The organism is Gluconobacter thailandicus F149-1 = NBRC 100600 (genome assembly GCF_000964465.1).
Classification (GTDB): domain Bacteria; phylum Pseudomonadota; class Alphaproteobacteria; order Acetobacterales; family Acetobacteraceae; genus Gluconobacter; species Gluconobacter thailandicus.
This window is the reverse complement of sequence record NZ_BANH01000017.1, coordinates 25,558-39,329: the sequence shown is the minus strand read 5'-3', so window position 1 is coordinate 39,329 and position 13,772 is coordinate 25,558. Positions and strand designations below refer to the sequence as shown.

General features: G+C 53.1%; 11 protein-coding genes. 7 read left to right on the top strand and 4 right to left on the bottom strand.

Features of this window, described 5'->3' with window-relative positions:
• Positions 1 to 153: 153 nt before the first annotated feature.
• A complete protein-coding gene (locus B7444_RS05500; protein ID WP_007282916.1) occupies positions 154 to 1,557 on the top strand; it encodes a glycosyltransferase family 2 protein in 1,404 nt (467 codons plus the stop codon).
• A gap of 20 nt (positions 1,558 to 1,577) precedes the next feature.
• Here the strand turns inward: B7444_RS05500 and B7444_RS05495 are convergent, their stop codons facing one another.
• From B7444_RS05495 to B7444_RS05480, 4 genes are all read right to left on the bottom strand, one after another.
• Positions 1,578 to 2,084, bottom strand: coding sequence for a YciE/YciF ferroxidase family protein (locus B7444_RS05495; RefSeq protein ID WP_007282915.1), 507 nt, complete (start codon positions 2,082 to 2,084; stop codon positions 1,578 to 1,580).
• Positions 2,085 to 2,230: 146 nt separating this feature from the next.
• Complete coding sequence (locus B7444_RS05490) at positions 2,231 to 4,762, bottom strand: TonB-dependent receptor (RefSeq protein WP_007282914.1); 2,532 nt, start codon at positions 4,760 to 4,762, stop codon at positions 2,231 to 2,233.
• A gap of 215 nt (positions 4,763 to 4,977) precedes the next feature.
• Positions 4,978 to 5,697 (bottom strand): sulfotransferase family 2 domain-containing protein, encoded by a 720-nt coding sequence (locus B7444_RS05485; protein ID WP_231502833.1) that lies wholly within the window; start codon positions 5,695 to 5,697, stop codon positions 4,978 to 4,980.
• Between the two features lie 161 nt (positions 5,698 to 5,858).
• Entirely contained in the window at positions 5,859 to 6,854 is a 996-nt protein-coding gene (locus B7444_RS05480; protein ID WP_007282911.1) for a bile acid:sodium symporter family protein, read from the bottom strand.
• A 100-nt stretch (positions 6,855 to 6,954) separates the two neighbouring features.
• Between B7444_RS05480 and B7444_RS05475 the strand changes: the two genes are divergently transcribed.
• The 6 genes from B7444_RS05475 to B7444_RS05450 all read left to right on the top strand — a co-directional run bounded on the left by B7444_RS05475 (position 6,955) and on the right by B7444_RS05450 (position 13,760).
• Entirely contained in the window at positions 6,955 to 8,901 is a 1,947-nt protein-coding gene (locus tag B7444_RS05475) for a glycoside hydrolase family 32 protein (protein WP_035729504.1), read from the top strand.
• 17 nt (positions 8,902 to 8,918) lie between these two features.
• The gene (locus B7444_RS05470) at positions 8,919 to 9,413 is read left to right on the top strand and encodes an MgtC/SapB family protein (RefSeq protein ID WP_035729503.1); all 495 of its coding nucleotides are present in this window, start codon (positions 8,919 to 8,921) and stop codon (positions 9,411 to 9,413) included.
• Between the two features lie 526 nt (positions 9,414 to 9,939).
• Positions 9,940 to 12,102 carry a phage/plasmid primase, P4 family gene (locus tag B7444_RS05465; RefSeq protein WP_007282908.1) on the top strand — a complete coding sequence of 721 codons (2,163 nt, stop codon included), beginning with the start codon at positions 9,940 to 9,942 and terminating at the stop codon, positions 12,100 to 12,102.
• Positions 12,103 to 12,278: 176 nt separating this feature from the next.
• The gene (locus B7444_RS16585) at positions 12,279 to 12,437 is read left to right on the top strand and encodes a hypothetical protein (protein ID WP_155830631.1); all 159 of its coding nucleotides are present in this window, start codon (positions 12,279 to 12,281) and stop codon (positions 12,435 to 12,437) included.
• 121 nt (positions 12,438 to 12,558) lie between these two features.
• Positions 12,559 to 13,071 (top strand): hypothetical protein, encoded by a 513-nt coding sequence (locus B7444_RS05455; RefSeq protein ID WP_035729498.1) that lies wholly within the window; start codon positions 12,559 to 12,561, stop codon positions 13,069 to 13,071.
• Between the two features lie 251 nt (positions 13,072 to 13,322).
• Positions 13,323 to 13,760, top strand: coding sequence for a hypothetical protein (locus tag B7444_RS05450; protein ID WP_007282905.1), 438 nt, complete (start codon positions 13,323 to 13,325; stop codon positions 13,758 to 13,760).
• Positions 13,761 to 13,772: the final 12 nt, after the last annotated feature.

Genomic DNA, 13,772 nt, shown 5'->3' with positions numbered 1-13,772 from the left:
CCTGAAAAAAACATCAGCCGTCTAAATTGGGTTTTGAGGAAATATGCCTTTTGTATCTTTGTTAATTTTCTGTTTAATCCTTGAACTGCATTGAATTTTCAAAGGAGGAGCAAGCCTTGACGGTTTGAAAGGGCGGGCTCTATTCAAGGTTGTATGGAAAACTGGATCGATTACGGCATTGCGCCTCGTGAAGTGGTTGCCAGGAAGGGTAAACGACCCATTCCCAAGCATCGATTCAGTCTGGTTACGACTGCTCGGTGGGAAACGCCCTATATTCTTGAATGGTTAACATACCATTTCTCGATAGGGTTCGATCACATCTATATTTATTGTAATGATGATGACCCCACTGACATGTATGAGGCTGTTCTTCCTCTGGTGGTCGGGCCTAATCCAAGGGTGACTTTTGTTCATTATGGAATAACAGGCGCGCAGTTCCAGATGTTCTTTCACTATCTGCGACATTATTCGCCAGAGAGTGAATGGCATATGTTTCTGGATGTGGATGAGTTTCTTTGTCTGCGCGGCTGTGATGACATCGCCGCGTTTATGACGCGCTTTCCAGGAGTGGATGCACTATATTTCAACTGGTCTTTTTTTGGTCATAACGGACACAAAGTCCGCCCTAAAGGGTCTGTACTAACCAATTATACGCACCGTGAAAATGGCGCGACGCCTCTGACGAAAATTCTGGTTCGTTCTGAGGCGACCCCTTATCGTGAGATTTTTGCCAATCCTGATGAGGCCATACATCACAATCTCCTCAAGGTCGCCCCTTCTGTTAAAGCAGCCAATGTTCTGGGAGATTCTCTTGAGACCTATTATGAAAATTTTCCGGAAAACGCATGGAATTACCTGAAAGATCATAACCGGAATCAGACTATTCTGGATGTCGCGTTTGTCGCGCATTATAATATGAAATCGGAGCAGGATTTCGAAATTCGTGCTCGGCGGAGTATCGCAGGAAATTTCAGCAGCCAGGGCAACTGGCGAAAGATGACGCAAGGCGAACGCGATGCTTTTCTGGGTATGACCAATGCCGTTTACGACCCGTATCTGGCAGAATATTGGGAACGCCTTTCAAATCCGAAAAAAACATGTGTGTTTCCTCCTGTAAGATGGCCGCTTCTGTCGGAAGGGTGTCCTGCAACGCAGTCCTCAACATTAAGGGATTGTTCTGTTGAAGATGACGCTGAAGGCCCACTTTCGGGACAGGTCAGCAATTTCTCCGCGCATCATACCGCAGAAGAGAAAGATCCTTGGTGGCAGGTAGATCTGCAGGATGACGTGACTGTTCATGAGGTCCGGATTTTTAACCGGCTTGATGATGCGATGGACCGTGCTTCTTGTCTCGCGATTTCCGCATCTGAAGATGGAAAGACCTGGTCGGTTCTGCACCAGAAGACAGATAAACGTATTTTTGGGGGCGCAGATGGCACGCCCTATATCTGGACGACAGAACAGGGAGTAAGAGCCCGGTTTGTACGAATCACGGTTCTAGGAAAAAAAACCTATCTGCATTTCAGTCAGGTACAGGTCTATGGTAGCCCGGACTGAAATGCTTCGGGTTAGAAGTATCAGTCGTTTGACAGATATTCTGCAAGAGTGTCTGGCAGGCTTGCGTGGAGAAGAGCCATCGAAGTGTTCTCCTCCGTACGCAGGCGTTCGAGGGTCGAGAGGTCACTTGCAAAGCCCAGACGGTTGGCCAGGAAAATGAGAATATCCAGCGATGCGATCTGATAGGATCGGTAGCTGATATCTGTGAGAATGCTTTTGAGAAAGCTGCTCTCTTCCCCGCCATGAAGTACGTTGGACACAGTATTCAGAATTGAAGAGACTGTTTCATGAGCCGCTGGGGCAGGATGGCCATGGCGACCAAGCAGCATTCTGATTTCATCGGCGTGGGCGCGCCGCATCGTGAGGTCCTGCTTCATCTGGGCGCTAAGACTTTCATAGCGCGCGCAGCCGGGAAGCTCGGAAAGAACGGTCTCAATTGTCTTGGTTTCAATTGCCAAGTGGTCCTGCAGCCGCTCCAGATAGACATCCAGTACGGTTTTTTCTGCGGACTTAGTTCTGCCGACCATGGGAGTCCTCTAGCGTCGTGACGAACCCTATATCCGTGTTGGAGAAGGTGTCTGTCAACGGTACGCAGTGCGTTGCAGGCGGCCTATAAAAAATCCCCATGCCAGATTGCTGACATGGGGATTGGAAGCAGCCGTTTTCTGAACGATCAGAAGCCAGCGCTGACGCTTGCAATCGCGGCGAATGGAGCAGCAATGGCGTAAGTCGGTGTTGAGCCACTGACACTCTTGCCGAAGATACCGGTCTGGGTCTTGGCGTTGGTCTGAATACCTTTGACGAAGCCGAGATAGGCCTTGTCGGACAGGTTGGAGAAGTTGATGCGAACGTTTGGAGCCTGGAGGAAGCCGAGGTTGCTGAAGCGATAACCAATGTTCGCGTTCATTAGAACATAGCCCGGAATAGACTGGTCGTTCATGAACGTGGAGTATTGGCGGGATACGTATTTCAGATTGTAACCGCCGAACAGGTGACCGTCGTCGTAGTCAAGGTTGAAGCCGACCTGAAACTTTGGCGTTTCCGGTGCGAACTTGCCCTTGGTGCGCAGATAGTCAATGCCGGAGCCGCTACCGGCCTGCAGGTTGCTGCCAAGGCGAGCATCAACATATTCGAAGGATACATACGGGCGGAAGTAGCGGAAGATCGGGCGGGTGCCGATTTCAGCATCAACACCGTTTGTCGTCTGGCCACCTGCATTGATGTTAGTGGAGAAATAGTTATCGCAGGCGTCATTCAGGCACTGGCTGGAGGACATCAGGCGGTTCGTGAAATCATAGTGGAAATAGGTGATCGATCCCATGATCGTCTTGCCCGTGTAACGGTAACCCACTTCCTCGGAAATCGAGATTTCCGGATTCTGGTTCAGGTTGGCATGTGTCGCATAGCCAGAGCCTTTGTAATAATTCCCTGCATCATACAGCGAGTAGTTGGTTGGCATCCGGAAATTGGTCGCGCCGGAAACGAAGATCTGGTTTTCCGGATTGATCTGATAACGGATCGCAACGGTTGGCAGAGGCTCTTTGTAGGTTCTGCTGGTGTTGCGGCCAGTTGACGTGTCCGGCAGCATGTTGGTGCCACTGCGCAAAACGATGGCGTATTTGAAGCCTGCGTCAATGGTCAGCTTGTTGTTCAGCAGGGACAACGTATCCCCGATGAACATGGTGTGGACGCGCGTCTGTGTAATGGAATCGCGGTACATGTAGGTCTGGCCGTTCGAAAGCACGACATTTGCCGCACTGCCCCAGATGTCCCATGGGTTTCCGTCTGCACCGATGCCTGTGTATGGGCCTTGCTGTGCCTGCTTGGCGTATTCAAACCAGTAACCAACCATCAGGCGGTTGTTTCCCGTCGTTAGCGTCAGCTTCGTAACGGCACCGGGACGGTAGGTTTTTGTGATGGAGGGATTGTAGAGCAGGCGTCTGCTGGTCTCACCGTTCAGGCTGCCTTTTGTGGACTGCGCGCCGTAAGACAGGCTGTTCATGTTCGTCATGTAAGCGCTGCCACCACTGCCGTCACCATACCAGAAATACGGGGTTTCGGTCAGGACCAAGTGGTCGGTCAGTTTGAATGTGGACGGTGCACTGGCGTATATGTTGGTGAACGGGTTCTGGTGCAGCTTGTAGTAAGAGGCGCCATTGTCAGAAGCATTGGGGTTGTAGGACGAGTTCCAGACCGTGTTGGAAATCGTGGAACCTGTCGTGTTCTTGTAGGTGCTGCCGTCGCCGCGAGTACAGGTTGCGTTGTTCGAGCATGGAGCAACGTAACGATTGCCCACACCGCGCCCATAGGCATCCCATGATGCTTTATTTACGTTTGGTGTCAGGTAGTTGTACAGGCGGTTGCCCACGATCGCGAGGGAGACGCGGTTGCCGTCACCCCAGTCGTTCACGATCTTGGTTTCGGCGTGCAGCTTGCGGTTTGTCGCATCGCTGTTGTTCACGCCTTCCGTGGCATAGGAGCCCGAGAAGTAGGCGCGCAGGTTGGTGTTGCCAATCTTGCCCGTGTCGAGACGCAGGAAGCCGCGCGTGTAGTCGTAGGAACCATAGCTGACACCGAGGCGGCCGCCTGCTTTCATCTGGGGGTCGATCATGTACATGTCGACCACACCGCCCGTTGAACTGATATGCGGGCTGTCGAGGTCAGCCGAACCCTGAGCAACGCGGACGGTCCGCAGGTTTTCGGAATCCACGATTTCCTGCGAATAGACTGCGAAGTTTCCGATATCGTTGATCGGGAAACCTTCAAGCGTAAAGCCGATCTGGGACTGATCGAGACCGCGCATACTCATGGAGCTGCCTGTCAGACCTGCCGGATCGCCGGATGAAACGTTTGCGCCCGGGAGCAGTGAAATCAGCTGCATTGGGTCAGCGCCCGGCACCTGCTTTTCAATAAAGTCGCGGGATACGGCCGAGACGGACTTGGCGCTGTCCTGCTTTTCCATCAGACCACCACCGACTGCCCGACGCGTTACGCCGTCGAACGCATGGTGACCGCTCACGGAAACATGCTCTTCATGCACGTCGGTCGGAGCCGTGTTGCCCATCATGGACGGAGCGGCAATTTCCGTCTTTGCCTTGGCTTTATGATGTTTCGTATCGGAAACATCTGAAGCAGGAGCCGCAAGCGCTGGCATCGTACCGAATGCGATCAGCGCAGAGGTCGAGAGGAGGCGGGTTAGGCGCATCGTCTGTTGGGTCTTTCTCGGCCAGATAAGTTGGATAAGCAGAGGAAAACCATGGTTTGCAAACGGTATCAATTAGATGATGCAATTCACACTATGACACATCGGACATATGGTAATTTCGCCACAAAGCCGCTCGGATGCGGCGATTTATAGAGCGATACAGGTACGTTTTGTGACAATTTAGAGAAATGCCCAATATTTCTCTTTTTTGCCCGTCAGGGACGTAATGCTTCGTCCTGTTCATACAGCCTGCGGATTCTACGGATCTGCTCGGCCGTAACGTCCTGACTATGTGGATTTTCGTTCAGATGCGGGATGGTTTGCCCCGCCATGGCGGGAACCAGATCAGGGAGTTGTGAAATTTTTTCCATCGGGAAAAGAGTGTCAACCATAAGAGTCCCATCCTGGCCGCAGACATACCAGGATTGCGGCCGAAAGACGTGATCTACAGCGTAGGGAGAGGACTGGTTTTCCACATGTGAAATGGCATCATCAAGGGTGTGGAAAGATCTGTAGAGGTCGTTGACGGACGGATGGATTTTGACGGTTGAAGTTCCACCTTTTCGGGCGAAGGCCCAGGCGGAGACAAATCGTTCCACCGGGTCACGCCAAACGGCAAAGCTCGGCAAGTTTTTACAGAGATCCGGGGTGACGTGCTGATAATACCGGATCGTCTGATGCATCATGGAACACCCATAAAGCTGATTGCAGACCGATGTGCCGCCGTTTTTGGGAACATGAATAAAAAGGGCCCCGGCTTCCCGGATGTGCTCAATACGGTTCAGACGTTTTTTTCCGAGTGGGAGATGGAGTCGGAGTTCTGCGGCGCGCTCGTGGATGTCATTGAACTGTTTGACACGAAAGAGCCGGCAGAGAAGAGATTGGGGAAAGCCATCCGGCGCAGATCGAGAGCCCTTTTTTTCTGAGGTCGGCATCCCGATCAACGACGAATTTGATAGCATTCTGTGAAGACCCCGGTTCTGAAACTGGGGCGACACTGGGAGACGCATTCGATGCAGTCAAAGATCAGCTCGTGACGAAAAGAAACGTTTTTGACAATCCCGTTATAAAATTCTCAATTTTAAAAAATAGAACATCAGGAATGAATAGAGATATTCTCGTCTATTTCAGGGCGTCGTGCATAATGTCTTGCGAGCAGCGTGCATGTAAAAAGCTGAATCTGATGATAAATCATCAGAGGAAGAACGATAATGCCTACTGACGCGGCCGGGAAAATCACGCTGGCCATTGGGACGCCAGAGGCCAGAGATTTTTTTGACCCGCAGAACTGCAAGGTAATGCTGCTCTCAACAGACTGTTTCATACCCTTGCCCAGGGCATGCGAGAGAAACAGAACAAGCGCGAGCAGAAAGCTGTCCAGAAGGGCGACTTCCAGCAGATGTGCCACCGAAACGCGGTGCCAGATGCCTTCAACCACGGCAGAACTGAAGGCCGTATAAACCACCACAACGATGGAGCCGCGATCGGTGAAGGAAATCAGGAATTTGTGCCGTCGAACGATCGGCCCAACCCATGTCTGCAGGATCTGACCCAGAAGAAACGGAAGCAGCAGTTCCTTGGCAACATCCAGCACACTCTCCAGCGGAGAGTGCCCAGCGCCCACATGCCCGAGAACGAGACCTGTCAGAAGGGGCGTCAGGGCGATACCGGCAATGTTCGAAACAGTTGCGGCGCAGATTGCTGCGGGGATATTTCCACGGGCGATGGATGTGAGCGCAATGGAGGACTGCACTGTTGAAGGCAGACAGCAGAGGAAAAGAATGCCGGACCACAGATCCTCGCCAAAGAGGGCATCAGGAAAAATGCTTCTGAATAGCAGATGCAGGCCAATGCCCAGCACAGGGAACAGGGCAAAGGTGCAGACAAGCACCGTTCCCTGAAGTCGCCAGTCCCGCACGCTTTCGATAATTGCATGACGCTGAAGCTTGGCACCCTGAAAAAAGAACATCAGGGTGATCAGGATGGTCACGACCTGCTGGAGGATATGCTGCATCTGTCCCCGGCAGGGCAGGACAGAGGCCAGGATGATCGCGCAGATCAGAGCCATGAGGAAAGGGTCAAAGCGCTTCATGAAACACATATGTCCGTATTCGCAATAAACATGCAATCTGTCGCTCTATAGTGAAGACGGACATTTTCGTGAAAGGCTTTCGGATACGCTGAGGTCCTGTATGCTGTCATGCATGACGGATCAGAACGACAGGCCCTCACTGGGCCGCCGCAGTGCTCTGGCTTTACTTCTGGCAGTTGGGGCCGCAGCTGGGACAAGCCGAAGGGCGAAAGCTGCCGAGGAGACGCCCGTATCAGCAATGACGTCCCATCATGATGAACCGAGCAACTCTCATCAGGAGTTCGGAAACCATCTCGGCGTGGCGAGCCAGTCTGCCGTCAGGACACAGAGCGACTATCTGTATCGGCCGACCATTCATTTTACGCCTCAGAATGGCTTCATGAATGATCCGAATGGCCTGATCTTTGATGGACAGGCGTACCATCTCTATTACCAGTACGATCCCTTCGCCCCCTATGCAGGTCAGGTGCACTGGGGGCATGCGACAAGTACGGATCTCTATACCTGGCAGGATCAGCCGATCGCGATTGATCAGACGGCCGCGGGAGAAGCTTACTCGGGCTGCGTCGTACTGGATCGGGACAATGTGTCCGGTCTCTTTCCGGCCCAGAAGGTTACTGATCCGTCAGAAACACATGCGGATGGCCCTGTTACCGCAACCCAGGCGGCCATTGACGCCTTGGCGCCCAGCCTGGGCAAGGCATCGTCAGATGTTCCACTGTCTCCCGAAAACATGGATGCGTTGGGCCCGAGCACCAATGCGCCTTTCGGGCATGTCTTTGATCCCCCGACAACCGATGATCTGCCGCCGGTCACGACACCGGCGCCCACGCTACCCTCGATGGCGGGTGGTCTCGTGGCATTTTATACGCGTGCAACGCCTCAGAAGCAGACGCAGTATCTGGCCTGGAGCCCGGATGGCGGGAAACGCTTCATTGATTACGAGCATAATCCGGTTCTCGATATTGGTCTGAACTCTTTCCGTGACCCGAAGGTGTTCTGGCATGAGCCGAGTGGCAAATGGGTGATGGTCGTGGTGAAGTCGCGTGCCCACAACGTCGCCTTTTATGGCTCGATCGACCTGAAACACTGGATGCACCTCAGTGATTTCGGGCCAGCCGGTCTGTTTGGAGTGGATTACGAATGTCCCAACCTGATTGAACTACCGGTTGAAGAGGAAAGGGAAAGCACACGCTGGGTGCTGTTTGTCTCCGTCAATCCTGGTGGGCCGCAGGGCGGCAGCGTCACGCAGTATTTTGTGGGGCACTTTGATGGAGAACGGTTCATTCCGGAAAATACCGTCATTGGTCTGACAGATTTTGCCAAGGACAGTTATGCCATGCAGGTTTATGAGAACATGCCTGCCAATGAGGCCGTATATTTTGCCTGGTTCGGGAACTGGCAATATTGCGAAGAGGTCCCAAACCGAAGCTGGCGCGGTCTCATGACCCTTCCCCGCACGCTTTCGCTCCGCCGCGATGACATGAACTGGCTTCGTCTTGTGCAGCGGCCCAAAGGTCTGGAGCAGCTTCGGGAGGAGCCTATTCCGTTCAAGGTCGGGCGTATCGGCGCACAGAGCGGCGTTCAGGTGTCCATCCCGGCCGGGCAGGCGATCGAACTGTCCCTGACCGTTACGGTGGATGAACGGAAAAACCCGCAGCCGGATGGCAACAAGGGGCGCGCCGGGCGCTTTCTCATTGTCTTTTCAAACGGACAGGGAGAATCCCTCTCAATCGGGTTTGATGCTTTCTCGGCACAGCTTTGGCTGGACCGTGGGGATCTGCAGGGGTTCTCGCAGCCGTTTTTCACGGAGCGGTTTTCCACACCTTTGACGGCGAACAGCAGGCGATTCTCCCTGAAGATTGTTCTGGACGCCTGCGCCCTGGAAATTTTCGTCAATGAGGGTCTGTCTGTCGGGACGGCACTTGTGTTCCCGTCCGGTCCGCTGGACACGCTGAGCCTTCAGGCGACCAATGCCGGCGCAACGGTAGAAAATCTCAGCCTGTATCCGCTTCGCAAAACCATGGATCGTCCTACGGCGATGTAAAGGGTGATGATGGCGTCCTGAATGCAGAAGGAAAAAGGTTCGTACATTTCACCCATACATTCGATGCTCATTCCTTCCTGGATACGTTCGGGAGCTATCTCGCAGCCTTCGTTTTCGGAGCGATGATTGGCGCGGAACGGCAGTTCCGCCAGCGTACGGCAGGTTTGCGGACGAATGCCCTCGTGGCAATCGGGGCCGCAGCGTTTGTTGATCTGGCAGAGCGGATTGGTGGGGATGCGTCCGCCATTCGCGTGATTGCCTATGTTGTGTCAGGGGTGGGGTTTCTGGGGGCTGGGGTTATCATGAAGGATGGCCAGAATGTCCGCGGTCTTAATACAGCAGCCACGCTCTGGTGCTCGGCAGCGATCGGGGCGTGTACAGGGTGCGACATGATTGCGGAAGCCGCGTTGCTGACCGTCTTCATTCTTGGCGCGAATACGGTTCTGCGCCTGCTGGTCAAATGGATCGATGGACGGCTGCCGCCCCAGATTGAGCCCGTGGACCGGGAATAGAGCAGGGGACGGAGTCTCTTTGCTTCCGAATTGGCCGGAATGATCCGCAGACGTGCTGCCTGGGTCGTGAGCGCGACCTGGGATGCTTGTATTATCTCTATAATTCCTGGTTCTCGCCTGCCTGGCGGCCTGAAAAACAGGTACAGACCGGTTCCTCATGAACGTCGTTGGAGCTTGTGACCTGGGCACCGCATCATGTGGCTATTCCTGTTCGGGGCACGAAATAGCGCAGGAGTTCGTGGTCCCTTGGCGTTCACGGTGCTGGCTTTTCCCGATGCGCAGGAAACACGGTTTGGCCCGAGCTGCAGGTACAGCAGAGATCCGAGCAACACACTTCGTGAGGCAAACAAGACGGTAAGACGCCTGTTTGAGTATCACATCAAATTTTAAGGGATAAATGGTGCCCAAGACCGGCGTCGAGAAAGACAGTTCAAACAAATAGTTACAAGGGCGTGGGTCAGAAATTTCCATATGCTTTTGTTAGATTTATTTGGGTTCGTGTCCCACTCAAAAGCCGGGAGTGTGCATGATGAGTGGCACGAATATCGCGGCATTTCAGAAGAACGCCAAAGAGGTTGCCCTGGCGCTCCTTGGTGGCCCGAACCGCAAAATGTCGAAGCCGCATGAACTGCGCTTCGGCTCCCGTGGCAGCCTTGCCGTCGATGTAGAAAAAGGCGTCTGGCAGGATCATGAAAGCGGGACCGGCGGCGGCATGATCGAACTGGTCATGCGGCAAAAGTCCCTGGACAAGTCAGCAGCGGCAAAGTGGCTGCGAGACGGTGGGTTTTTGCCTGAACGGGACCAGCAGCCTCGCTCGAAGCCTCGTGTGGTCGAAAATTACGACTATCTGTCGGCGGATGGAGAAGTCCTGTTTCGTGTTGTCCGGCTTGAGCCAAAGGACTTCCGACAGCAGACCCCTGACGGTCGAGGCGGCTGGAAATGGGGCGCTAAGGGTGCAAAGCGCGTTCTCTATCGTCTTCCGCGTGTCTTGCAGGCCATGGAAGCGGGAGAAACTGTCTGGATCGTTGAAGGCGAAAAGAGCGTGCATGCTCTGGAAGCTATCGGCCTGACGGCAACCTGTTCGCCTGGCGGCGCTGGAAAGTGGAATGATGATTACGGCATGGCCTTGAAGGGTGCGAGCGTGGTCGTCATGCCGGATAATGATGATCCCGGCCGGAAGCATGCAGACGAGGTTTGCAAGGCTCTGTCAGGGCAGGTTAGGCGTCTGCGCATGCTCACGCTGCCTGACCTGCCGAGTAAAGGCGATGTTGTGGACTGGCTGCGGAAAGGCGGCACGGCTCAGGAGTTGCAGAGGCTGGCGGATAGGGTCGAGCAAAAGGCTCCTGCTGCTCAGGTGGATATTTCAGCATTTCCACCGACAGAAGACGGCATTGCATTGGCTTTCGAAGCCCGGTTTGCGGACCAACTGCGCTACGATCACAATGTCGGGGCATGGTTTGAATGGGCTGGCTCTCACTGGAAGCGTGAAGAAACGCGGCTGGCCTATCACTGGTGCCGAACGATTGCCCGTGAGCTGGTATCGTCAAATTCGGATGGGAAGACTGCGGCGATCATGGCGCGTGCAAGTGCGGCAAGAGGTGTCGAGGCTTTTGCTCAGACTGCACGCGCCTTTGCGGTTACTTCCGCGATATGGGACACCGATCCGCTCTTGCTTGGCACGCCTGACGGAACCGTTGACCTCCGCACTACACAATCAAGAGCAGCACGTCAGGAAGATTATATCACACGGCATGTTGCTGTGCGACCAGCAGAACAGCCGAATTGTCCGATCTGGGACCGCTTTCTGTTCGAGGCAACAGGGGGCGACCATGAGATGATCCGTTTTCTGCGTGCCTGGTGCGGTTACTGCCTGACGGGCGATACTCGGGAACACGCGCTGTTGTTCATTTATGGCCCAGGTGGAAACGGCAAGTCGGTGTTCATCAATACCGTTGCAGGCATCCTCGGTGATTATGCGAGCAATGCTGCGATGGAGACGTTCGTTGCTTCTGGCGTGGATCGTCACCCTACGGATCTGGCGATGTTGCGTGGTGCGCGTCTGGTGACGGCTTCTGAAACCGAAGAAGGCCGCCCATGGGCTGAAGCACGGATCAAACAGCTTACGGGCGGCGATACGATCACGGCACGCTTCATGCGTCAGGACTTCTTTCAGTACCGGCCTACCTTCAAGCTGATGATCGTCGGGAATCATAAACCGATCCTGCATACAGTCGATGAAGCCATGCGGCGGCGGTTCAACATTCTCGGCTTTGAACGCAAGCCAGATACTCCTGATCCGCGCCTTGAGGTAAAGTTGCGTGATGAATGGCCTGCAATCCTGCGCTGGATGATCGAGGGCGCGTATGACTGGCAGATGAATGGTCTTGTCCGTCCACGTGCTGTCGTGGATGCTACGGCGGAATACTTCTCTGAGCAGGACGTGCTTGGTCAGTGGCTCGATACGGCCTGCAATGTATCGCCAGAGCGTGAGGACACGACGCAGGCACTGTTTGCAAGCTGGGCTGAACTCGCCAAGCGTTCGGGGGAAGAGATCGGGTCCGCAAAGCGGTTCAGTTCTGCTTTGCAGAAGCGTGGGTTTGTTCTCTGTCGAGATCCGAAAGGATTCAGAAACCAACGTGGGTTTCGTGGGTTGGAGGTGAAACCGCTGTCATGGGCTGATCCTCAATGACGAAACGCAGACGGTTTGTTAGTTTCGATCCGACGCAGGAACGAAATTCAAAAACGGCGGAAAACTGTCATTCTTCACCTGATCTTGCGTCACATGCGTCGGATGCGTCGGATAAAACCTATTATCGCCCTACACGCGCGTACGCATATAAGGGTTATAGGGAAAATCCGACGCATGTGACGCATCCGACGCAAGGCGATGAGTTAGACGCAATTGCAGCGGTCGTTCGTCGGCTTCTGCCTGACCATCGAAACCCGGAAGCCTTTCACTTGGCGAAAGCGGATGCAGTCTGGCGCATCCGTCGCCTGGCGCGCAGAATTCGGGCCGGGCACTGAAAACGGGGGAGGGTGAGCAATGGCCGAGGGCGGGCACCGGAACCGCGTCAGGCTCATGCGTAGATTTTTTGCTGATGTTTGAAAACAATCAAATAATTCAAAGATATAAGGGAATATCTATATGATTTACGAATTGGAAAAATTAACTCACTTACATACACGGGTAGAGTGGATCGAGCTTATACTTTCAAGCATATGGAGTGCACTGATTGTTTTTATACCTATTATAGTTTCTTTTGCCACGTATATAGCTACTAAAACACAAAGAGACATCGCTGCTAATCAATATAAATTGGATTTATTTGATAAAAAATACGAATGTATTTTTCAAATAAATAAATGGTTAATTAGAACTTCAAACAAAGAATATAGTTTTGAAGATATTGCTGAAATAAGGAATTTTATATTTTTATCTCAAATAATATTCCACTGTAATTTTGATAATGCTTTGCTTCAAATAGAGGTGTTAAGAAATTTTCAAAAAGAATTTGAATTAGAAAAGTCAAAAAAAATTACCAGTGAAGAGATTTTGAATAAAAAATACAATGAAAAATGCCAGAATTTAAGAGGGTATATTTCAAAAGTTTTTTATGAGATAAAGAGCCAAACACGTATTCCGAAAAATCCGTATTAAATTGACGGTAAGCCATGTTTCTGGCACGTTCAGTCACGGAGCTTCAACACTCCATGGAATAGTGGCTACAGCGGGCACGGCACGGACGCCGTAATCCGCACAATTGAATTTCGCTCCGGGGGCGTTAGGGGTATGTCCAGAGGGCAACCTTAAAGCCCTACCGGCCTGACTGTAGCCAGGTGTTGAACCCCCGGAGTGCGTGCCTTCAACAGCAAGCACTTTCGGCAACGAAAGCTACAGGAGCCGCTATTATGCGCTCAGTAAATCGTCGTGACATTTTCCCGGCTCTCGGGACTGTCCTACTCGGTGGCATCGCTACCGCATCCCTCGCAAAGCCTGAAAGCCTGTCCGCCGCGCCCACGAAGCCGGAAGGCCATAAATCGGACGTGCATCTGATTGCGATGTGCGAGCAGTTTATTGCGGTGCAAGACAAGATCGACGCTGCTCATGCTTCCGTCGATACGTTCGAGGAAGAGCAGCAGGCAGAGCCGATCTTCACGGTGCTCTACAAGCGCGAAAATACGTTGTTCCAGCAGATCATCAAAACGCCAGCCGTGAGCATTGCCGGTGTGCTTGCCAAGACGAAAGCCATGGCGTCCTGGGAACGCGAAGGGCTTGCTGATGATCCCGACGAGTTCTGGAACGTGCGAGCCTATAACTCGATTTTGCGCGATCTTCTGGCCATCTGACGAATGTCCCAC